21 protein-coding genes and 1 pseudogene are annotated in these 18994 nt (G+C 63.2%); 15 read left to right on the top strand and 7 right to left on the bottom strand.

Going from position 1 to position 18994, the window contains the following annotated elements:
• A pseudogene (locus tag AC1DW2_RS35175) lies at positions 1-272 on the bottom strand (hypothetical protein); the annotation flags it as partial.
• A gap of 154 nt (positions 273-426) precedes the next feature.
• Here AC1DW2_RS35175 and AC1DW2_RS35170 point away from each other — a divergent pair.
• The 5 genes from AC1DW2_RS35170 (at position 427) to AC1DW2_RS35150 (ending at position 4943) form a co-directional block, all read left to right on the top strand.
• Positions 427-834, top strand: coding sequence for a hypothetical protein (locus AC1DW2_RS35170; protein WP_085405692.1), 408 nt, complete (start codon positions 427-429; stop codon positions 832-834).
• Positions 835-1019: 185 nt separating this feature from the next.
• On the top strand, positions 1020-1196 hold the full coding sequence (locus AC1DW2_RS35165) for a hypothetical protein (RefSeq protein ID WP_166100412.1): 177 nt from the start codon (positions 1020-1022) through the stop codon (positions 1194-1196).
• Positions 1197-1309: 113 nt separating this feature from the next.
• Positions 1310-2773 (top strand): GH1 family beta-glucosidase, encoded by a 1464-nt coding sequence (locus AC1DW2_RS35160; protein ID WP_085405695.1) that lies wholly within the window; start codon positions 1310-1312, stop codon positions 2771-2773.
• Between the two features lie 278 nt (positions 2774-3051).
• Positions 3052-4284 carry an acetyl-CoA C-acetyltransferase gene (locus AC1DW2_RS35155; protein ID WP_085405697.1) on the top strand — a complete coding sequence of 411 codons (1233 nt, stop codon included), beginning with the start codon at positions 3052-3054 and terminating at the stop codon, positions 4282-4284.
• A 356-nt stretch (positions 4285-4640) separates the two neighbouring features.
• Positions 4641-4943 carry an HU family DNA-binding protein gene (locus AC1DW2_RS35150; protein ID WP_014493658.1) on the top strand — a complete coding sequence of 101 codons (303 nt, stop codon included), beginning with the start codon at positions 4641-4643 and terminating at the stop codon, positions 4941-4943.
• A 72-nt stretch (positions 4944-5015) separates the two neighbouring features.
• Here the strand turns inward: AC1DW2_RS35150 and AC1DW2_RS35145 are convergent, their stop codons facing one another.
• The 4 genes from AC1DW2_RS35145 to AC1DW2_RS35130 all read right to left on the bottom strand — a co-directional run bounded on the left by AC1DW2_RS35145 (position 5016) and on the right by AC1DW2_RS35130 (position 8719).
• Entirely contained in the window at positions 5016-5171 is a 156-nt protein-coding gene (locus tag AC1DW2_RS35145; protein ID WP_201266282.1) for a hypothetical protein, read from the bottom strand.
• Between the two features lie 5 nt (positions 5172-5176).
• A complete protein-coding gene (gene lon / locus AC1DW2_RS35140; RefSeq protein WP_283017227.1) occupies positions 5177-7570 on the bottom strand; it encodes an endopeptidase La in 2394 nt (797 codons plus the stop codon).
• A gap of 8 nt (positions 7571-7578) precedes the next feature.
• The gene (locus AC1DW2_RS35135; protein ID WP_014493661.1) at positions 7579-7962 is read right to left on the bottom strand and encodes an Hsp20/alpha crystallin family protein; all 384 of its coding nucleotides are present in this window, start codon (positions 7960-7962) and stop codon (positions 7579-7581) included.
• A gap of 187 nt (positions 7963-8149) precedes the next feature.
• Complete coding sequence (locus AC1DW2_RS35130; RefSeq protein WP_063982009.1) at positions 8150-8719, bottom strand: YciE/YciF ferroxidase family protein; 570 nt, start codon at positions 8717-8719, stop codon at positions 8150-8152.
• Between the two features lie 145 nt (positions 8720-8864).
• On the opposite strand from AC1DW2_RS35130, the gene AC1DW2_RS35125 reads away from it, so the two are divergent.
• From AC1DW2_RS35125 to AC1DW2_RS35115, 3 genes are all read left to right on the top strand, one after another.
• Positions 8865-9491, top strand: a complete 627-nt coding sequence (locus tag AC1DW2_RS35125; protein WP_085405701.1) for a MarC family protein — start codon at positions 8865-8867, stop codon at positions 9489-9491.
• A gap of 170 nt (positions 9492-9661) precedes the next feature.
• Positions 9662-10315 carry an L-fuculose-phosphate aldolase gene (locus AC1DW2_RS35120; protein ID WP_193560895.1) on the top strand — a complete coding sequence of 218 codons (654 nt, stop codon included), beginning with the start codon at positions 9662-9664 and terminating at the stop codon, positions 10313-10315.
• A 13-nt stretch (positions 10316-10328) separates the two neighbouring features.
• Positions 10329-12116: a chloride channel protein gene (locus tag AC1DW2_RS35115; RefSeq protein WP_135215162.1), complete on the top strand. Its 1788-nt coding sequence runs from the start codon at positions 10329-10331 to the stop codon at positions 12114-12116.
• A gap of 66 nt (positions 12117-12182) precedes the next feature.
• Here AC1DW2_RS35115 and AC1DW2_RS35110 read toward each other — a convergent pair whose 3' ends face one another.
• Entirely contained in the window at positions 12183-12440 is a 258-nt protein-coding gene (locus AC1DW2_RS35110) for a DUF2798 domain-containing protein (protein WP_014493668.1), read from the bottom strand.
• 289 nt (positions 12441-12729) lie between these two features.
• On the opposite strand from AC1DW2_RS35110, the gene AC1DW2_RS35105 reads away from it, so the two are divergent.
• From AC1DW2_RS35105 to AC1DW2_RS35095, 3 genes are all read left to right on the top strand, one after another.
• Complete coding sequence (locus tag AC1DW2_RS35105) at positions 12730-13125, top strand: hypothetical protein (RefSeq protein ID WP_063982014.1); 396 nt, start codon at positions 12730-12732, stop codon at positions 13123-13125.
• A gap of 272 nt (positions 13126-13397) precedes the next feature.
• Entirely contained in the window at positions 13398-15323 is a 1926-nt protein-coding gene (locus AC1DW2_RS35100; protein ID WP_085405704.1) for an AI-2E family transporter, read from the top strand.
• Between the two features lie 437 nt (positions 15324-15760).
• Positions 15761-16261 carry a hypothetical protein gene (locus AC1DW2_RS35095; protein WP_071911727.1) on the top strand — a complete coding sequence of 167 codons (501 nt, stop codon included), beginning with the start codon at positions 15761-15763 and terminating at the stop codon, positions 16259-16261.
• 532 nt (positions 16262-16793) lie between these two features.
• Here AC1DW2_RS35095 and AC1DW2_RS35090 read toward each other — a convergent pair.
• Positions 16794-17009 (bottom strand): hypothetical protein, encoded by a 216-nt coding sequence (locus AC1DW2_RS35090; protein WP_085405705.1) that lies wholly within the window; start codon positions 17007-17009, stop codon positions 16794-16796.
• Between AC1DW2_RS35090 and AC1DW2_RS35085 the strand changes: the two genes are divergently transcribed.
• The 4 genes from AC1DW2_RS35085 to puuE all read left to right on the top strand — a co-directional run bounded on the left by AC1DW2_RS35085 (position 16990) and on the right by puuE (position 18989).
• Positions 16990-17235, top strand: a complete 246-nt coding sequence (locus AC1DW2_RS35085) for a hypothetical protein (protein WP_135215160.1) — start codon at positions 16990-16992, stop codon at positions 17233-17235. The two genes, AC1DW2_RS35090 and AC1DW2_RS35085, sit on opposite strands and share 20 nt — an antisense overlap.
• Before the next feature lie 27 nt (positions 17236-17262).
• Complete coding sequence (locus tag AC1DW2_RS35080; protein ID WP_085405707.1) at positions 17263-17550, top strand: hypothetical protein; 288 nt, start codon at positions 17263-17265, stop codon at positions 17548-17550.
• 89 nt (positions 17551-17639) lie between these two features.
• Positions 17640-18053, top strand: a complete 414-nt coding sequence (locus tag AC1DW2_RS35075) for a DUF3830 family protein (protein ID WP_014493672.1) — start codon at positions 17640-17642, stop codon at positions 18051-18053.
• Positions 18054-18989 (top strand): allantoinase PuuE, encoded by a 936-nt coding sequence (gene puuE / locus AC1DW2_RS35070; RefSeq protein WP_085405709.1) that lies wholly within the window; start codon positions 18054-18056, stop codon positions 18987-18989.
• Positions 18990-18994 lie beyond the last annotated feature (5 nt).

Here is an 18994-nt window from a genome sequence, read left to right as displayed (position 1 = left end):
CGGAGCAACCGGTGGTTCGCCCAGGCATTATTGTAGGCGAAGGCGCGATAGCTTTGAACGATCGACATTGCAAACCCCGTACACCGACCTGCTTGGCGCCGCGTTCCTTTACCGATCAGAAACCATAGCAAATGATCTGAAAATTGTAACGAAACGACTTGGCTGTTTCCGGGTAGGTTTGCCGGAGGGCCCGTCCGATGACAGAGCACCAGTTGCGAGAGCGGGAATTCCAGATCGCGCGTTACAGGCTTCTGGAGCGCGAAGTCACCGATCCGCTTGCCGCGTGCCTGCTTCACAGCATCATCGAGGATCTGGAAGCCGAGTTGCGAAGGGACAGACCGGATTCGCACGGGCCGCGCGATTAACCGTTTCTTAGCGCTGATCATGCGGATTATTCGCGAGGGAATGTCAAGGGAGACTGCTCCCATGCTGAAGGACGGCACCTACGCGGCGTGGTACAAGACGCCACTGGACCAGGGTACCGGGATCGTCCATGTCGCAGACGGACAAATCTGGGGCTGCGACAGCCTGATGACCTATCACGGCTCCTGCAAGGTCGATGGAGATCGCTTCACCGCCACCGTGTCGACGAAGCGTCACACCGACGGACGTGCAACGGTCTTCGGCATCGACGACGAGCTCACGCTGGACATCGAGGGAAACTGCCCCGGCAAGGTCGCGACCTACACGGCGAAGGCAGCGCAGATGCCGGGAATGATCCTCCAGGGTACGCTCATTCTCACGGAACAGCAGCCGCCCGCGCGTGAGCGAACCGAGCAGGTAGCCGCGTTCAATCCCGACAAGCTTCCGAAATTGCCCAAGCGCTCGCGCTGATCGAGCGAGCCGGGTCGCTCGGCGTGCTCGGTTCAATACAGCATCATGTCGGACAAGGCTTCGCGTTGCCAGCTTGCCAGGCTGGCGCGACGGCCGCAGCAGGACTCGCAATCACTCGGGACCGCGTTTGTGAACGGACGTATGCGTTCTTGCCATCGATGGTGGAGCGTCGGATCGTTCTATCGATGGTTTCGGACGATCGCTCCTGCATTCGCAGCGCGAAGCTGAAGATCATACCGCCCAACGGCAAGGACCGCGACTTCGTGGTGGATGGTCTGGGCTCGCGAGCCGTGATCAATTCGCTGTTGGCGTGCTTCGACGCGGCTCAGGGCGTGAAGGGCAAAAAGCAGGGCAGGGGGTAAATCCGGGCGTTCTTCTGCATTTTTGCATCCGAAAGTCCCGGAACTCCCGCTTTTCAAGCAGCTTCCGACACGCCATTGTGCCGCCGCAACAATCGTCTCAAGGGGCAGTATCAATGTCGGACAAGGTCTCGCGTCGCCAGTTTGCCAAGCTGGCGGGATTGTCCGCAGCCGGAATCGCAAATCCGCTGGAGGCCGCCGAGGTTAAGCCGGCGCCGGCGCCGCGGGGCGTGGACGGCTTTCCGGCGGGCTTTGTCTGGGGCACGGCGACCTCGTCCTATCAGGTCGAGGGTGCGGTCGACGTCGACGGGCGGGGGGCTTCGATCTGGGACAAGTTCGTGCGCATCCCCGGCAAGATCGAGGACGGCACCACTGGCGATCGCGCCGTTGAGCATTATCACCGCTACAAGGAAGACATCGCGCTCATCAAGGAGCTCGGCTGCAAAGCCTACCGCTTCTCGGTGGCATGGCCGCGGGTGTTTCCGGACGGCGACGGCAAGCCGAACCCGAAGGGGCTCGACTTCTACAATCGTCTCGTCGACGAGCTCCTCAAGAACGGCATAGAGCCGTGGCTGACGCTTTATCACTGGGACCTGCCGCAATCGCTCCAGGATCGCTTCGGCGGCTGGCGCTCGACCGAGACGTGCAAGATCTTTGGCGACTATGCGGGCTATGTCGCCGAGCGCCTGACCGATCGCGTCAAGAACGTGTTCACGCTGAACGAGAGCGGACGTTTCGTCCAGTTCGGCTATGGCCTCGGCATCGACGCGCCCGGCGTGACGCTGCCGCAAGCGGAGGTCAACCAGGTCAGGCATAACAGCGCGCTCGCGCACGGGCTCGGGGTGCAGGCGGTGCGGGCGCACGGCCGCCGCGGCACCAGGGTCGGGCCGGCCGAGAATATCGACGTCTGCGTTCCCGCAATCGACACGCCCGAGCATGTCCGTGCGGCCGAGATCGCGCTGCGCGAGATGAACGCCGGCTATCTCAACGTCATCATGACGGGCCGGTATACCGACGCCTTCCTGAAATACGCGGGCGCCGATGCGCCGAAATACACCGACGCCGAGCTGAAGATCATCTCCTCGCCGGTCGACTTCCTCGGCCTCAACATCTACGCGCCACAGAACTATGTGGTGCCCTCCGACCATGGCGCGGGCTTCATGCCGCTGCCGATCCCGAAATCGTTCCCGCATATGAACTCGAACTGGCTCCGCGTCGCGCCGGAGACGATCTACTGGGTGCCGAAGCTGGCCGCAAAGATCTGGAAGACGGATGCGATCTACATCAGCGAGAACGGCACCTCCGGCGACGACGTGGTGACGCCCGACGGCAAGATCTACGACACCGACCGCATCATGTACCTGCGCAACTATCTCGCGCAGCTCCAGCGCGCCACCGCCGAGGGCGTGCCGGTGCGCGGCTACTTCCTCTGGAGCCTGCTGGACAACTTTGAATGGGTGTTCGGGCTCAACAAGCGTTTCGGGCTCTATCACGTCAATTTCGACACGCAGGTGCGCACGCCAAAGCTCAGCGCGACCTTCTACCGCAACGTGATCGCGAAGAACGCGGCGGGGGCATAGCTTTCTCTCCCTCTCCCGGATTTTCCGCCGCGCGTAAAATCCGACCTCTTCCCGCAGGCGGGGCGAGGTGACGCAAGATCGCGCGGCCACGGCCGTTTAGCCTGACAGGCCAATCGCTTCACCGGTATCACCGCGCCCCATGCGGAACCCGCGCTTCTACTGTGCATGGGGTTGTTTTTCAGTTTTTTGCAAGGAGGCCGCGCGGCACCGCACGTTGACTCCACTCTTCCCCTTATTCAGAAACGACATCAACACCCATAAACAAGAGGACAACGCCAATGGCTGACGCGCTGATCATCGATGCCTGCCGGACCCCGCGGGGCGTCGGCAAGGCCGGCAAGGGAGCACTCTCGGGCATTCATCCGCAGCAGCTCGGCGCGACCGTGCTGCGCGCGCTCGCCGATCGCACCGGCATCGACACCGCCGACGTCGACGACATCGTCTGGGGCTGCAGCGCGCAGGTCGCGACCCAAAGCGGCGACCTCGGCCGCATGTCGGCGCTCGATGCCGGCTACGACGTGCGCGCCAGCGCGGTGACGCTGGACCGCTTCTGCGGAAGCGGCATCACCAGCGTCAACATGGCGGCGGCCTCGATCATGTCGGGCACCGAAGACCTCGTCATCGCCGGCGGCTGCGAGATGATGTCGATGGAAGGACGCCGCGGCGGCGGTCCGATGATGATGGACTCCGGCAATCTGCGCCTGCGTGCGCGGCATCCGCAGTCGCATCAGGGCGTCTGCGCCGACGCGATCGCGACGCTGGAAGGCATCACGCGGCAGGACGTCGACGCGCTCGGTCTCGAAAGCCAGAAGCGCGCAGCGCAGGCGATTGCCGGCGGCCACTTCAAGAAGAGCCTCGTGCCTGTTCATCGCGAGGACGGCAGCCTCGCGCTCGATCATGAAGAGTATCCGCGGCCGCAGACCACGATGGAAGGGCTGAGCGCATTGAAGCCCGCATTCCCCGCGATCGCCGACTATGCGCTCGACGACAAGGGCACGACCTATCGCGGCCTCATCCTGCAGAAATACCCGGACCTGAACATCGACTTCATGCATCACGCCGGCAATTCCTCCGGCGTCGTCGACGGTGCCGCCGCGATATTGCTCGCATCGCCCGCTTATGCCAGCGCGCACGGCCTGAAGCCGCGCGCTCGCGTCGTCGCGATGGCCAATATGGGGGACTCGCCGACCCTGATGCTGAACGCGCCGGTGCCGGCCACGCGCAAGGTGCTGGCGAAGGCGGGGCTCTCCATCGACGACATCGACCTGTTTGAAATCAACGAGGCCTTTGCGGTGGTGGCGGAAAAGTACATCCGCGACCTCAAGCTCGACCGCGCCAAGGTCAACGTCAATGGCGGCTCGATCGCACTCGGCCATCCCATCGGCGCCACCGGCTCGATCCTGATCGGCACCGTGCTCGACGAGCTCGAACGGCGCGACCTGAAGCGCGGTCTCGTCACCATGTGCGCCGCCGGCGGCATGGCTCCGGCCGTCATCATCGAGCGTATCTAGCGCGAGCGAAGCTCGTCGCGCCCCCGTAAGAACAGGGTGAGAGAGTAGCCGAGACGCCGCAACACGACGATCTAGCCTTATTTTTCAGGGTGAATCGCGACCGGCCTTTCACAAAGAGGCCGGTCGTCGCTTGTCGAAAGCAGCGAATCAGCTTTAGCAAGGCGGCGTGCGGGCCTTTGAAACAAGGCAAAAACCGCTGCCGGAGGCTCCTTCCGCTCTGGAAGCCGCTGAAAAGCAGGGTTTTTTGCCTCAGAGGGCCAAAAAAGCCCGTAAAATCGCGACAAAACTGTGCAGAAGGCTCTGGGCCTTCAACGGTTGGTCTAATATGCAACCGGCAACGAATCAGAGGAGACACGATGCCAACCCAAATGTCCAAATCGCAGCTGATCGAAAAGATTGCGACCGCCACCGAGCTTTCCAAGCGCGACGTCAAGAGCGTCATGGAGACGCTGACCGACGTCGGCCACAAGGAGCTCAAGAAGAACGGCCTGTTCCTGGTGCCGGGCTTCGCCAAGTTCGTGGTCATCAAGAAGCCCGCGACCAAGGCGCGCAAGGGTACCAACCCGTTCACGGGTGAAGAGATGATGTTCAAGGCCAAGCCGGCCCGGAAGATCGTCCGCGCCCGCCCGGTCAAGGCCGCCAAGGACGCGGTGGGCTAACAACGCAAAGGCCCCCTCGGCTAGGAGGGGGCCTTTTGTTTGGGGCTGCCGCGAGGGCTTGAGACGGAGGGCTCAACCCTTGCGGCGCTTCACCCGGACCGGAACGGGCTGAAGCCGCGGCCCTGGTGCCGCCAGCGCATCGCGAACCTGGTCGATAGCACGGTCGAGCAGCTGACGCAGCCGCTGCGTCTTCCGCGATCGCTTCGCCTTTTCCAGCAGTCTCTTCATCGCCTTCACTCCGCCGCTTCGACCTTGGCATCAGCCGGCTCGAGCGCTGCGGCGATGGCCTCGTCGACGCGCTCCAGCCAGATGAATTCGAGGTTGTCCCGCGCGCTCTTCGGGATGTCGTCGTAGTCCCGCTTGTTGCGTGCCGGCAGCATCACCCGCTTCAATCCGGCGGCGGCCGCAGCCACCACCTTCTCCTTGATGCCGCCGACCGGCAGCACCAGGCCGCGCAGCGAGATCTCGCCGGTCATCGCGGTGTCGCTGCGCACCGTGCGATTGGTGAGCAGGGACGTCAACGCCGTGAACATCGCAACGCCCGCGCTCGGTCCGTCCTTCGGGGTTGCGCCCGCCGGCACGTGAACGTGGATGTCGCTCTTCTCGAACACCGACGGATCGATGCCGAGCTGCGTGGCCTTGCTCTTCACCAGCGTCATCGCAGCCTGCACGCTCTCGCGCATGACGTCGCCGAGCTGGCCGGTCAGGATCATGCCGCCCCGGCCGGGCACGCGCGAGGCCTCGATGAACAGGATGTCACCGCCGACCGGCGTCCAGGCGAGCCCGGTGGCGACGCCCGGAATGCTGGTCCGCTGCGCGATCTCGCCCTCGAAGCGCGGCTGGCCGAGCACGATGGCGATGTCCTTCGGGCTCACCACGACCTTGGCAGCCGTGCCCTCGGCGATTTGCACCGCGGCATGGCGGAACACCTTGCCGATCTCGCGCTCGAGGTTGCGCACGCCGGCTTCGCGGGTGTAGCCCTTGACGACCAGCTTCAACGCCTCCGGCTCGATCTCGGCCTGCTCGGCCGTCAGGCCGTTGGCCTCGAGCTGACGACGCACCAGGTAGCGGCGCGCGATCTCCAGCTTCTCCTCCTCGGTGTAGCCGGCGAGGCTGATCAGCTCCATGCGATCCAGCAGCGGACCCGGAATCTGGTCCAGCATGTTGGCGGTCGCGATGAACACCACGCGTGACAGGTCGAACGGCACGGCCAGATAGTTGTCCCGGAACGTCCCGTTCTGCTCGGGGTCGAGCACCTCCAGCATGGCGGCCGAGGGATCGCCCTGCACACCACGGCCCATCTTGTCGATCTCGTCCAGCATCATGACGCAGTTCCGCGTGCCGGCCTTCTTGATGCCCTGGATGATGTTGCCGGGCAGCGCGCCGATATAGGTGCGCCGGTGACCGCGGATCTCGGCCTCGTCATGCACGCCGCCGAGGCTGACGCGCACGAAGGGGCGATCCATCGCGCGCGCGATGGACTGGCCGAGCGAGGTCTTGCCGACGCCGGGCGGGCCGACGAAGCACAGGATCGGCGCCTTGCCATGCGGAGCGAGCTTGCGCACCGCCAGATATTCGATGATCCGGCCCTTGATCTTCTCCAGGCCGAAATGGTCGGCATCGAGGATGCGGCGTGCCTCCTTGATGTCGATCGGCTTCTCCGCGGGCAGCGCCCAGGGCAGCTCGATCAGCCAGTCGAGATAAGTGCGGACCATGCCGGACTCACCGGCAGCCTCGGGCATGCGTTCGTAGCGGCGCAGCTCCTTCTTGGCGTGCGCCTCCGCTTCCGGCGGCATGTTGGCCTTGGCGATGGCAGCCGTCAGCTCAGCGACCTCGGCGGCCTTGCCGTCACCTTCGCCCAACTGGCGCTGAATGGTGGCCATCTGCTCGCGCAGGATCGCCTCGCGCTGACGCTCGTCGAAAGAAGCCTTGGTCTTCTGGCCGATCTCGTTGGAGATGCGCAGCACCTCCAGCCGCTCGGCCAGATGCTTCGACACCTTCTCGACGCGCAAAGCGAGGTCGATGGTCTCCAGCACCTCCTGTTTGTCCTGCGGCTTGATGTCCATGAACGAGGTCGCCAGGTCGGCCAGCGCGCCGGGCGCGGTGGTGCTCTGGAACATCGCGACCAGCTCGGGCGGCGCCTGCGGCAGCAGCTCGACCGCCTCGATGGCCTGGCGCTGCAGATTCAGCGCGCGCGCCTCGATCTCGGGCGAGCTCGTGGTCGGCTCGGGGATCTGCTGGAAACGCGCGGCCAAGAACGGTGTTCCCGGCAGGAAGTCGAGGATGCGGGCGCGCTGCACGCCCTGGCAGACGATGTGATGCGTGCCGTCGGGCGCGGTGATGTAGCGCACGATGTTGGCGATGGTCGCGACCCGGTAGAGATCGTCAGGTCCGGGCTCCTCGATCTCGGGGCTGCGCTGCAGGACGATGCCGACCGGCCGCTGCTCGCGCAGCGCCTGCTGCGCGGCGGCGATGGACTTCGCCCGGCCGATCGCGATCGGCGCGATGGCGCCGGGAAACAGCACCATCTCGCGCACCGGGATGACGATCAGCGCGTCTTCGGGAATCTTCACGTCGGGATTATTTTGGGAATTGGCTTGTGCGGTATTCATCTGCTCGGTGGCCATGATCGACCTCAGGATTTGGCGAGGCGCAGCGCGACGCAGCCGTCCATCACGAAGCGGCTGATGGCGTAGCGGCCGACGGGAAGCGCGATGCGCCGCTCGAAGCGGCCCTGCGGCAGCTCGAGCCGGTGGATGCGGGCGTTGCGAAGCTCCGGCGGCAGCGTGCGCTGGCCGGAGATGACGAGCACGCCGTCGAGGATCACCGTCTCGACATTGTCAGGGTTGACGCCGGGAAGCGCGACCAGGATCAAAAGCTCATGCTCGGTCTCGAGCACGTCGATCGGCGGCTCCCAGCAGGCTTCCTGGCGGCCGAACTGCTGCCGCAGCCGTTCGGCGCGGGTCAGCGAGTCCAGGGCTTCGGACAGCATCCAGTCGAGGGGATTTTTGGGTTGCATGGCAAAACTCGGGGAAGGCGCTGCGGTTGGAAAACGAGCATATGGGGACGGTTCCCCAAAATTCCAGCATCGCGCGTTTGGAGCATGCCTGGCCTCTCCAACCGGAAGAGGCCCTTGTCGTCGCACGCTTCGACGCCGCGGGGATATTCCGCGGCATCGAAGGCAACAGTAGGGCGCGTCGCGCCGATCAGGCCGCGGCGCGGTACTCCTCTTCCGCTTCGAGGTTGATGACCGAGGTCGCGAGCTCGGTCAGCGTGTGATCGGTCGCCTCTTCCTCGTCCAGCGTCTCCTGGAGCAGCCTTGCCGCGTCCGGCATGCCGAGCTCCTCGGCCCAGGTGCGCAGCGTGCCGTAGCGGGAGATCTCGTAGTGCTCGACGGCCTGAGCGGCCGCGAGCAGGCCGGCGTCGAGGGCAGGGGCGTTCTTGAAATCCTTCATGATCTCGGCGCCCTCGTCGGTGATGCCGTTGATCGCTTCGCAGGGCTTTCCGCGGGCCGGCTTGCCCAGCATCTTGAAGATCTGGTCGAGCCGTTTGACCTGGCCTTGCGTCTCGCGCAGATGCTTGTTGAAGGCGGCGGCAAGGTCCTTGGAATGCGCCGCCTTGGCCATCTTCGGCAGCGTCTTGATGATCTTGTTCTCGGCGTAATAGATGTCCTTCAGCGTCTCCAGGAACAGGTCGCTCAACATCTTCGGTGCCTGACGCGGACGGCGCGCCGCGGTCTTTTTCGCGTTCGCACGTTTCTTCGCTCGTTTAGCCATAAATCCTCCTCTTGAGGCGACACGGGAAGGGCGATGCCTTCCTCAATCCTCGCGCGACCAAGACTCTGCGAGGGCAAATGTTCCTCGCGAAGGCCTCCTCCAGCGGTTATGGATTGCGGCTGCACCTCGCGTGAGACCTACCCGCATGCTCGACTTCGCCCTGTCCGCCTTCGTGACGCTGCTGCTGGTGGTCGATCCCGTCGGCCTTGCGCCGGCCTTCCTGGCCGCGACCGGAGGCATGCCCGACAAGGTCAAGCGCACGATCGCGCTGCGCGCGCCGCTGATCGCGGCCTCGATCCTGGTGGTGATCTCGCTGGCCGGAAACTGGCTGTTGCGCCAACTCGGGATCGGCATCCCCGCCTTCCAGATCGCCGGTGGACTGCTGCTGTTCGGCGTGTCCTACCAGATGATCTTCGGCGACCGTCCGCATCGCGAGGCGCGCGAGGCCGACAAGGCGACCTCGGAGCACGCCTCCGACGTCGCGGTGTTTCCCTTGGCCATCCCGATGATGGCCGGTCCCGGCGCGATCGCGACCACGCTGCTGCTGACGGGCAATGCCGGCTACGGGGCCAAGCTCGCGATCATCATCGCGGTCGTCGTCTCCGTCTGCCTGCTCTGCGTGCTGTGCTTCGTCTCCGCGAGCCTGATCGCGCGCACCCTCGGGCGCACCGGAAATGCCGTGCTCTCACGCGTGCTTGGCATGCTGCTCGCGGCCTATTCGGTGCAGTTCGTGATCAACGGAATTGCGGCCGTCCGGGCGAGCTTTTCGTAAACCTGCGACAATCTGCTAATATACTGATTTTACAACTGGTTTCTTGATGTAACGGTACAGCCGGCAAGGCAGCGGCCAATCCCGGCCGCTTTCTCTTGCGCTGCCACATTGCTTTGACGTACTCCCGGTCTAACAAACGCCCATCGCCAAAAAGTCGAGATGAAATCGGGATGTCGATGACAGCGGACGAGCTCGCAAAGCGACAGGCCATAATCGACGCGTGCCGCCGCATGAACGCGCTCGGCATCAACCAGGGCACCTCGGGCAATATCAGCGTCCGGCATGTGGACGGGCTCCTGGTCACGCCGACCAGCGTGCCCTATGACGCCATGACGCCCGACCAGATCGTGTTCATGGCGATGGACGGCTCGCATGCCCCCAGTCAGAAGCCCTCCAGCGAGTGGCGCTTCCACCGCGACATCCTGAAATCGCGGCCCGACGTCAACGCCGTCGTCCACGCTCATCCGACCTATTGCACCATCCTGGCGATCATGGGCATGGAGATTCCGCCCGTGCACTACATGATCGCGGCCGCCGGCGGTGACAGTATCCGTTGCGCACCCTATGCCACCTTCGGAACGGCGGAGCTGTCCGAGCACGCGCTGCGGGCGCTGGAGGGCCGGCTCGCCTGTCTGCTCGACCATCACGGCATGATCGCGGTCGGCAAGACGCTGGACAAGGCGATGTGGCTCGCCGTCGAGGTCGAGACGCTGGCGCGGCAGTATCACGGCTGCCTCCAGATCGGAAAACCGCCACTGCTGTCGAGTGCCGAGATCGAACGTGTCAGCCAGCGCATGGCCGGCTACGGCATGTCGGAAGGTTAGGGCGGGCAAAAAGGTGTTCGCGCGGATCAGACACATCGCCGATCGCAAGGGATCGAACCGCGTCATGGTTCGCCTGCGCGCGCTCTTGCGCAGCAACGAGTTCTACCTGATCCCGCTGGCGCTCGTGATCGGCACGCTTACGGGTGCCATCGTGACGCTGATGGCAGAGATCGCGCAGATTGCCCACATGGTGATCTACGGCATTCCCGTCGACGTTCGCCTATCCGCCCACGCCCGGGTCAGCCCCTGGGCGGCCCTCATCGCGCCCGCGCTCGGCGGACTGGCGCTCGGTATCATGGAGTGGTGGCGGCGGCGGCTGAAGATCTCCAACGCGGTCGACCCGATCGAGGCGAACGCGCTGCGCGGCGGCAATCTGTCGATGCGCGACAGCATGGTGGTGTCGAGCCAGACGCTGATCTCGAACGGCTGCGGCGCCTCGGTCGGCCTTGAGGCCGGCTACACCCAGATCGGCTCGGGTATCGCCTCACTACTCGGCAAGTTCTTCAATCTACGCCGCAACGATTTGCGCCTGATCGTCGGTTGCGGCGCTGCCGCTGCGATCGCAGCGGCGTTTGGCGCGCCGATCACCGGCGCGTTCTATGCCTGCGAGCTGATCGTCGGCGTCTATTCGGTCGGCAGCGCCGCGCCGATCCTGGCGGCCTCGCTTGCTGGCGCGCTGACCGCGCAATGGCTCGGCGGCGCGCCGTACTCTATCGAAATACCGAAGGTCAGCGCGGTCGGCGTCGAGCAATATCTGGCATTGATCGGGCTTGCGCTCATTACCAGCGGCGTCGGCATCGCCGTGATGCGGTCGTCTTCGATGTTCGAGCGCCTGTTTGTCTGGCTGCCGGTCTGGCTGCGCCCGGTGATCGGCGGCCTTATCGTCGGCAGCTTTGCCATCGTCACGCCGCAGGTGCTCGCGGCCGGCCACGGCGCCATGGTGCTCGATCTCTTTCACGACATGACGATCGGCCTGATCGCGATCATCATCGCCTTGAAGGTGACGGCCTGCCTGATCTCGCTCGCCTCGGGTTTCCGCGGCGGTCTGTTCTTTGCCTCGTTGTTCGTCGGCAGCCTGATCGGAAAGTTCTTCGCTGCGGTTCTTTTGCTCATCAGCCCGGAATTCGTGATCGACCCGCTGGTCGCGATGCTGACGGGTATGGCGACGCTCGGCGTCGCCATCGTTGGCGGCCCCTTGACCATGTCGTTCCTCGTGCTGGAAATGACTCGCAATGTCGACGTCACCGCCGTGGTGCTGGCAGGCTGCATCGTCACCTCGATCTGCGTCCGCTTCATGTTCGGTCATTCCTTCTCGACATGGCGCCTGCATCTGCGCGGCGAGACCATCCGCAGCGCCAACGACGTCGGCTGGCTGCGCAACCTCACGGTCGAGCGGCTGATGCGCTCCGACGTCGGCAAGGTGCCATCGACCACGACGATCGCCGCCGTGCGCGGTGAATTCGCGCTGGGCTCGCGGCCCGGCATCGTCATCGTCAACAATGCCGACGAATATGTCGGCCTCGTCCTGCTGCCCGACCTGTTCTCCAGCGATCTCGACAGCATCGCCGACGACATCCAGGTGATCGAGCTCGCCCGCCTGACCGAGATCGTGCTGATCCCGGAAATGAACGTGAAGTCGGCGATGGCCGTGTTCGACGAGGCGGAAGCCGAGATGCTGGCGGTGGTCGATTCCACCGACAGCCGCAAGGTGGTCGGCTTCCTCACCGAGACGTTTGCCCGCCGCCGCTATGTCGAGGAGATCGACAAGGCAACGCGCGGCGTGCTCGGGGCGCTGTCGTAGGATCACTCCCGCAGGCGCAATCATGGAAGCGGGACGGCGTGCTTCGTGTGCCGCCGTCCGCGCCGGCTATCGGCCTGGTTGAGATGGGGAAGCGACGACGCACGCCACGATCCGTCGGACCAGTGGCAGCACCATCAGCAGCGTGGGAAAGGCGACGAGCCATGACAGCGCCCAGGCGCCCGGCCAGGTCGCGAGGAACGCCGGCGTCGCGCCGAGGCTCCGGAGCGTCGAAATGACCGACACCACGGCCGTCATGAGGATGGACAGCACAAATGGCATCACGATCGGCGCATAGCGCGCCGGCAGTTTGCGAACCGCAATCATCTGATTTCTCTTGAGGAAAAGGACGCGTCAGTCACGTTGAACCTGCGAAAATGCATCGATCCCGACGGCGTCGGTTGATGCGTTGGTTCACGTGAAACGCTTACGGCGACCGAAAAACGGCGCGGCTGTTCATTATCCGCTCAGGTTGAGTGGTTCAAGCTGCATCTGGTCGTTCGGTTTACAATCGTTCGAAGCGTGGCAGATTGCCGCGATCACGAAACTTTTCAATGGTTTGCACGTTGTGGATCGTTTCATATTTTGACTTTGAACAAGAACAAAGGACGCCGAGATGAGCGACAGGCCCGTAAATTCAAGGTTCGGCCGCAACACCGCGCTGGCTGCGTTTGCGAGTCTGGCTCTGGCGACAGCTTCCGTCTCGCCCTCGTCTGCGGCGCCGGCCGGTTCGCCGTCCGTCAGCGCGGACTCTGCGACATCGGGCAGATCAGCAGCGACCGATTTCAGCGCCGCCCGCCGCCACCGCTACTATCGCCGGGGTCCAAATGCGGCAGGGCTTGCCTTCATGGGCGTGGCGGCAGGTCTGATCGGAGGTGCGATCGCAGAGAGCCGGCGCCAGGAGTACTACGAGAATCGCTATTATGACGGCCCGGGTCCTTACTATGGTGGTCAGGGATATTATGGCGGCGGTCCCTATTACGGTCCGCGTGGCTACTATCAGCCTTATTAGGCGCCTGTTCTCGCCGTAGCCCGGATTGCACGGAGCGTGTCATCGTGCGGCGGCTTCGCGCCGACCCGTTGGCTCCGTCCGGGCTACGCGTCTCTGTGTTGCCCGACGGCAAAATACCCGAGAGGGCGTCAACCCGCGCGCTATGAGACGAGCTAGCGACATTGAACGGCATGCTCGGGCTGTCGGAACAAGTTCGTTCGGTGTAGGATGGTGTCGCGAAGGAGAATTCACCCACGTATGGGATGAATGAGCCGCGCCATGGAAGACGCGCCATGGAAGAGAAATCTCCTCAAATGAGATTGGCACAGCCGCGGGGGACTGTGCTGACGAATATGGCCGTCGCAGCGTTGATAATTGCTGCGCTCTATTTCGGTCGTGAAATTTTTGTTCCCTTCGCGTTAGCAGTTCTCCTGAGTTTCGTTATGGCGCCCTTCGTGATGCGCTTACGTTCCTGGCGAATTCCGCGCACGATTTCTGTGCTGGTGGTCGTCTTCATCGGATTCTCGATCATATTTAGTCTAGGCGGTCTTATGGTTTCGCAGGCGACCCGGCTCGCCACCAAGCTGCCAGGCTATCAACAAACATTGAGTGACAAGATCGAAAGCCTGCGCGGCTTAATGGGCGGCGGCTCTGGAACATTGGAGCAGGCGTCGACAGTTCTGAAAGAATTGAAGACAGAGTTGCAGAATCGAGATGGGGCCGGTCGACCTACTGACGGCGAACTCACCAGACAGCCCTCAGACAAGCCGATACCCATACCCGTTGAGGTAAGGCAACCCGATCCTGGTGCTCTGTCGACGTTTGGCGCAATCATCCAGCCACTGATTTCACCTTTAACGACGACAGGGATCGTCGTGATCTTTGTTGTCTTTGTCCTGCTGCAACGGGAAGATCTGAGGAATCGGCTTGTCCGACTGGCCGGATCCGCGGATATTCAACGCACGACTGCGGCCCTGGACGACGCCGGTAAGCGTCTGAGCAAGCTCTTTCTTACCCAGATCGCGTTCAATGGCGTGTTCGGTCTTGCAATAGGCTTAGGTCTTGAATTCATCGGTGTCCCCTCGGCTCCGCTATGGGGTCTGATCGCGATGATTATGCGATTTGTACCGTATATCGGTGCATTGATATCTGCGGTATTCCCTCTCATTCTCGCGGCGGCGGTGGGCACGGGCTGGCAGATGCTGATACTTACGGCGGCATTGTTCGTCGTGCTTGAGTTGCTCGCAGGACAGGTCCTCGAACCCTTGATTTTTGGGCATAGCTCGGGTCTTTCCCCGATTGCAATTATCCTGTCAGCGTCATTCTGGACGTGGCTTTGGGGGCCGGTCGGACTGGTGTTGGCCACGCCCTTAACAATTTGTCTCGTCGTCCTTGGGCGGCATGTCGATCGCCTCAAATTTCTTGACGTTATGCTTGGCGACCGACCACCGCTGACGCCGCCGCAACTGGCTTATCAACGAATGCTGGCGGGAGATCCCATTGAAGCGGTGGAACAGGCACATGAATACCTGAATGACTCGTCGCTTGAGAATTATTATGACGACATCCTCTTGAAAGGCCTGAGACTCGCGGAGGCCGACCGTCAATTGGGTCACCTCGATCAGGACCGATTAAATCGGGTAGTCTCAACGGTGGAAGAATTGGTCGCTGAGCTGGGGGCACACCATGACGTGGAAGCAACAGGACCCAGTTCCCCGGATCTAAGCTCAAGCCCCGGAGCTGCCATTACATTCGAGCGAGCAGGCTCCGAGCATGCTTTGATTCCGGAGCCGCCGACCTCGTCTATTTCGGTCGTTTGCATCCCTGGTGCCGGGCGACTCGATGAGGCGACGGCGCTTGTGCTGGCGCAGCTTCTGCGGTACCGCGGGATTCAGGCAATTGCGGAAAAGGCTGATGCTTCATCAATGTCGAAATTGCTTTCGCTCGAATTGGCGAACACCGCGCTTGTATGTGTCTGCTATCTGAGTCAGCCGTCCACCGCCAAGATTCAGCACGTCGTTCGAGGGCTCAGTAAAAGGATTGGCGCAACCCGTATCCTGTTCGCTTTGCTGGGAACGGGAGCCGCAGAAACGGTGGGAAACGCTTCCAACGCGTTGGTAGCAAGCGGGTCGTTCGGTGCAGCCTTGGAAGCAGTCGTTCACGTGACCTCCGCGCAACCTGATGCGTCGGATCAGGCGAAGGCAGCTGCTCCGGCGTAAAAACGAATCTTTTGCTCCTCTGGATTGCCGGGCGTCGCTGAGCGACCATCCGCATCGGTCACCGGGTCCTGCGGAGAGCAAAAGGATGGGCGGGGACCGCGCGACGGTGACACTTGCGAATATTTGCCATCGCGCACCGCACATTTGGCCGGACCCAAAAGCTTCAGCAGGGACAATAGCGATCATTGCGACACGCGCGTGGAATGTCCACTCACGCCTCACAAGCAAAACATTCAGTTTGCACGGCCGCCATGACCCTTTGACCTAGGTCAATACTCTCAACGTGGGTTTACCTTGGAAGTAGCAACTATCGGAGCGACTGCACTCTTCGCCTGTATCTTGTGCGTAACGCCGATATCGCTCTTATGTCGCGCAAGCGAAACGTGTCGTGGTCTGTGGCAAGCAGCCTGAGCTAATCACGCAAGGAGGAGCTGTACATGGGTATCCTTGACGAGTTAATGGGCGGTGGGCAACGCCAGAAAGAGTATCGGGATTTCGTTGATCGATACGAACAAGGAAATCCGTCGGAGGGTTATTCCGATCAAGAGGTTCTCAAACGGTATGGTGATGTGTCACACGCCGTGCCGTCTGACCAGTACGCGCAGGCAGCGATAGAAGCGTTGGGCAAGCTTTCGCCGGAAGAACGGGCGGCGTTCGTGAAGATGCTGCAGGAGCGAGCCGCCGCGCGCGGCGTGGCGCTACCGGGACAAGTGGCCCCCGAACCGAAGGAACTGGGCGAGGTGCTCACCGATCTGCATGGGAGGCCCGGTCAGCTCCGGGATATCCTCGCCAGTGGCGATGCCCAGCCTCACGAGCAAGCCCAACCGTCGAACCCGATCATCGACATACTTGCGTCCCCGCAGGCAAAGGCCGTGCTCGCGGGGATCGCGGCCATGGTGGTCAAGCGTGTCATGCAGGGTTCATCCCGAACCGCGTAGCGCATGCGAGGCCCGCAGCCAAAGTCCGGTTGGGGTCATTCGGTTGACCTACCGGCAAGTCCGGGCAAGGTTCGCTATGCCGCCAAAAAAGCGGTAGCGAGTTATCCTGTCGCGACGCAACAGGAATGAACACGATGACCGAGAGCGACGGCCCGCCCATCGCCAAAGGGTCTGCGATTGTCAGCGCGTCGGCCATTGGTGCGTCTGCAGCACTCGCTGTCATCGCCCGGCTTGACCGGGCGATCTAGCATTCCAGAGAGGGCTGTGATTGAGCCGAGAGGCCGCGGCGTACTGGATTCCCCGCCTGCGCGGGGAATGACAATGGCACTTGGAGGACGCCGCCGCTGCCTCATACTCCGTCTCGTGCCCCGGACGCAGCGCAGCGCTCTTGCGGTGTGCTGCAGAGCCGCAGCCCATGTCTCCGCATTCTACCGTGTCGCTTTCTCGGTCCCGGCTCTGCGCAGCAACGCTTGCGCGTTGCAGCGCGTCCGGGACACGAGAGACGTCGCAGCAACCGCGTTCTACGCCCGTATCACCGTCCCGCCGGTGCCGACAGCGCGCCGTTGGCGTAGCGCTGCCAGTCGGGTGTGGTCGGCTGCGACGGCCAGAACGCGTTGGAGTCGCGGACCGACTGGGTGATCGGGGCGGGGTGTGCCTTGCTTCTGTGGTGGCGGTCGCTCGCGGCGGCGGTCTGGATGGTGGCGGCGGCAATCAGGGTGGCGCCGAGAATGGCAAAGGTCTTTCGCATGGTTGTTTCTCCCGTGACGGCGATTCAGGCTGCGAGAAAAATGTCGCCTGTGTTCGCGGTCGTGGCTGACATGGCGATGTGTCCTGCCGAATATCAGCCGGGCCGGTTTCACGATCCGAAGCGCGGCCATCACGTTGGGGCGAGCAAATTTTCTAGCGCCGGCCAAATATTCGGCAATCGCGCCCGCAGCGCCGGTGGACTTGCCCCCGGCAATCCGGTTCAATGAGGCGAATTGAGTTCTCAGGCGACAACGATGTCGAAATATCTGCTGGTCCTTGTCCTGATCGCCTCGCCGGCGGCCGCGCAGGTTAAGCTCACGCCAAAGACCTCGGCAGCGCATCCAGACCCGTGCGCCCCGATCGGGCGGACCGCGGACGGCAAGCTGGTCTACTCCATGAAATGCGAGAACCTGCCGGCGCCGCCTCCACCTCCGCCACAGGCGGAACTGAAGGAGGCGCCCCCTTCGGCCGCGCCTGCCGCCGAGCCCGAGCCGGAGGTGCGGCGGAGTGGTATTTTCGGCTGGTCCTACGACCGCAGATGACGGGCCGCGCCACTTGCGCGAAGCCCGATGGAATGCTCTTTGCTTGAAAATTCCCCGTGGGCCTTTGGCCCCCGATCCAGAGAGATGAGATGAGCAAACTCGTTATCCGCGCCGGCGACTTCACCTTCGATGCCCGCTTCGAGGAGCAACTGGCGCCCAAGACCGTCGCTGCGTTCCGCAAGGCGCTGCCGTTCGAAAGCCACATCATCCATGTGCGCTGGAGCGGCGAGGGCGTGTGGATGCCGCTCGGCGATCTCGATTTCGGCGTCGGCTACGAGAACCACACCAGCTATCCCGCGCCGGGTCAGATCATCCTCTATCCCGGCGGCATCAGCGAGACCGAGATCCTGCTCGCCTATGGCGGCGTGCACTTCGCCAGCAAAATGGGCCAGCTCGCCGGCAACCATTTCATCACGCTGACCTCGGGCCTCGAGAATCTCGCGACCCTCGGCAAGAGCGTGCTGTGGAAGGGCGCCCTGCCGATCCGCTTCGAGGAAGTCTGAGTGACGGATACTCGCTACCCGCGCGATCTCCGCGGTTACGGCCGCAACCCGCCRCATCCGCAATGGCCCGACAATGCGCGGGTCGCGGTGCAGTTCGTCGTCAATTTCGAGGAGGGCGGCGAGAACAACATCTTGCACGGCGATCGCACCTCGGAAGCGTTTTTGTCCGACGTCCTCGGCGCGCAGCCCTGGCCGGGCAAGCGTCACGCCAATATCGAGTCGATGTTCGAATATGGCTCGCGCGCCGGCTTCTGGCGGCTGTGGCGGGTGTTCAACGAGCGGAAGTGGCCGACCACCGTGTTCGGCGTTGCCACCGCGCTGAAGCGGAATCCCGAGATTGTCGCGGCGATGAAGGAGTCAGGCTGGGACATCGCAAGCCACAGCCTGAAATGGATCGAGCACAAGGACATGACCGAGGCGCAGGAGCGTGCCGAGATCGCCGAGTCCATTCGCGTCCACACCGAGGCGACGGGCTCGCGGCCGCTCGGCTGGTACACCGGGCGCTCCTCGATCAACACCAACCGCCTCCTGATGGAGGAGGGCGGCTTCCTCTATCTCTGCGACTCCTATGCCGACGATCTGCCCTACTGGGTCAAGGGCGCGAACGGCAAGCAGCTCATCATTCCCTATACGCTTGACGCCAACGACATGCGCTTCATCAACCCGCAGGGGTTTGCCGAAGGCGAGCAGTTCTTCACCTATCTGAAGGACGCCTTCGACGTGCTCTATGCCGAGGGCGAGACCGCGCCGAAGATGATGTCGGTGGGGCTGCACTGCCGCCTTGCCGGCCGGCCCGGCCGTGCCGCGGGACTGATCCGCTTCCTCGACTATATCGGCAAGCACGATCGCGTCTGGGTGCCGACGCGGCTCCAGATCGCGCAGCACTGGCACGACAAGCATGCCCATCTTGCCGCCGACGCATTCGAGATCGGGTGAGGACG

The organism is Bradyrhizobium sp. P3_C3 (genome assembly GCF_056402655.1).
This window is presented reverse-complemented; position numbering and strand designations above follow the sequence as displayed.

What these genes read in the sequence shown, in the direction of transcription:
- AC1DW2_RS35170 (WP_085405692.1), top strand. Translation starts at nt 427, where the DNA reads ATGCTGAAGGACGGCACCTACGCGGCGTGGTACAAGACGCCACTGGAC.
- AC1DW2_RS35165 (WP_166100412.1), top strand. Translation starts at nt 1,020, where the DNA reads ATGGTTTCGGACGATCGCTCCTGCATTCGCAGCGCGAAGCTGAAGATC.
- AC1DW2_RS35160 (WP_085405695.1), top strand. Translation starts at nt 1,310, where the DNA reads ATGTCGGACAAGGTCTCGCGTCGCCAGTTTGCCAAGCTGGCGGGATTG.
- AC1DW2_RS35155 (WP_085405697.1), top strand. Translation starts at nt 3,052, where the DNA reads ATGGCTGACGCGCTGATCATCGATGCCTGCCGGACCCCGCGGGGCGTC.
- AC1DW2_RS35150 (WP_014493658.1), top strand. Translation starts at nt 4,641, where the DNA reads ATGCCAACCCAAATGTCCAAATCGCAGCTGATCGAAAAGATTGCGACC.
- AC1DW2_RS35145 (WP_201266282.1), bottom strand. Translation starts at nt 5,171, where the DNA reads ATGAAGAGACTGCTGGAAAAGGCGAAGCGATCGCGGAAGACGCAGCGG.
- lon (WP_283017227.1), bottom strand. Translation starts at nt 7,570, where the DNA reads ATGGCCACCGAGCAGATGAATACCGCACAAGCCAATTCCCAAAATAAT.
- AC1DW2_RS35135 (WP_014493661.1), bottom strand. Translation starts at nt 7,962, where the DNA reads ATGCAACCCAAAAATCCCCTCGACTGGATGCTGTCCGAAGCCCTGGAC.
- AC1DW2_RS35130 (WP_063982009.1), bottom strand. Translation starts at nt 8,719, where the DNA reads ATGGCTAAACGAGCGAAGAAACGTGCGAACGCGAAAAAGACCGCGGCG.
- AC1DW2_RS35125 (WP_085405701.1), top strand. Translation starts at nt 8,865, where the DNA reads ATGCTCGACTTCGCCCTGTCCGCCTTCGTGACGCTGCTGCTGGTGGTC.
- AC1DW2_RS35120 (WP_193560895.1), top strand. Translation starts at nt 9,662, where the DNA reads ATGTCGATGACAGCGGACGAGCTCGCAAAGCGACAGGCCATAATCGAC.
- AC1DW2_RS35110 (WP_014493668.1), bottom strand. Translation starts at nt 12,440, where the DNA reads ATGATTGCGGTTCGCAAACTGCCGGCGCGCTATGCGCCGATCGTGATG.
- AC1DW2_RS35105 (WP_063982014.1), top strand. Translation starts at nt 12,730, where the DNA reads ATGAGCGACAGGCCCGTAAATTCAAGGTTCGGCCGCAACACCGCGCTG.
- AC1DW2_RS35100 (WP_085405704.1), top strand. Translation starts at nt 13,398, where the DNA reads ATGGAAGAGAAATCTCCTCAAATGAGATTGGCACAGCCGCGGGGGACT.
- AC1DW2_RS35095 (WP_071911727.1), top strand. Translation starts at nt 15,761, where the DNA reads ATGGGTATCCTTGACGAGTTAATGGGCGGTGGGCAACGCCAGAAAGAG.
- AC1DW2_RS35085 (WP_135215160.1), top strand. Translation starts at nt 16,990, where the DNA reads ATGGCAAAGGTCTTTCGCATGGTTGTTTCTCCCGTGACGGCGATTCAG.
- AC1DW2_RS35090 (WP_085405705.1), bottom strand. Translation starts at nt 17,009, where the DNA reads ATGCGAAAGACCTTTGCCATTCTCGGCGCCACCCTGATTGCCGCCGCC.
- AC1DW2_RS35080 (WP_085405707.1), top strand. Translation starts at nt 17,263, where the DNA reads ATGTCGAAATATCTGCTGGTCCTTGTCCTGATCGCCTCGCCGGCGGCC.
- AC1DW2_RS35075 (WP_014493672.1), top strand. Translation starts at nt 17,640, where the DNA reads ATGAGCAAACTCGTTATCCGCGCCGGCGACTTCACCTTCGATGCCCGC.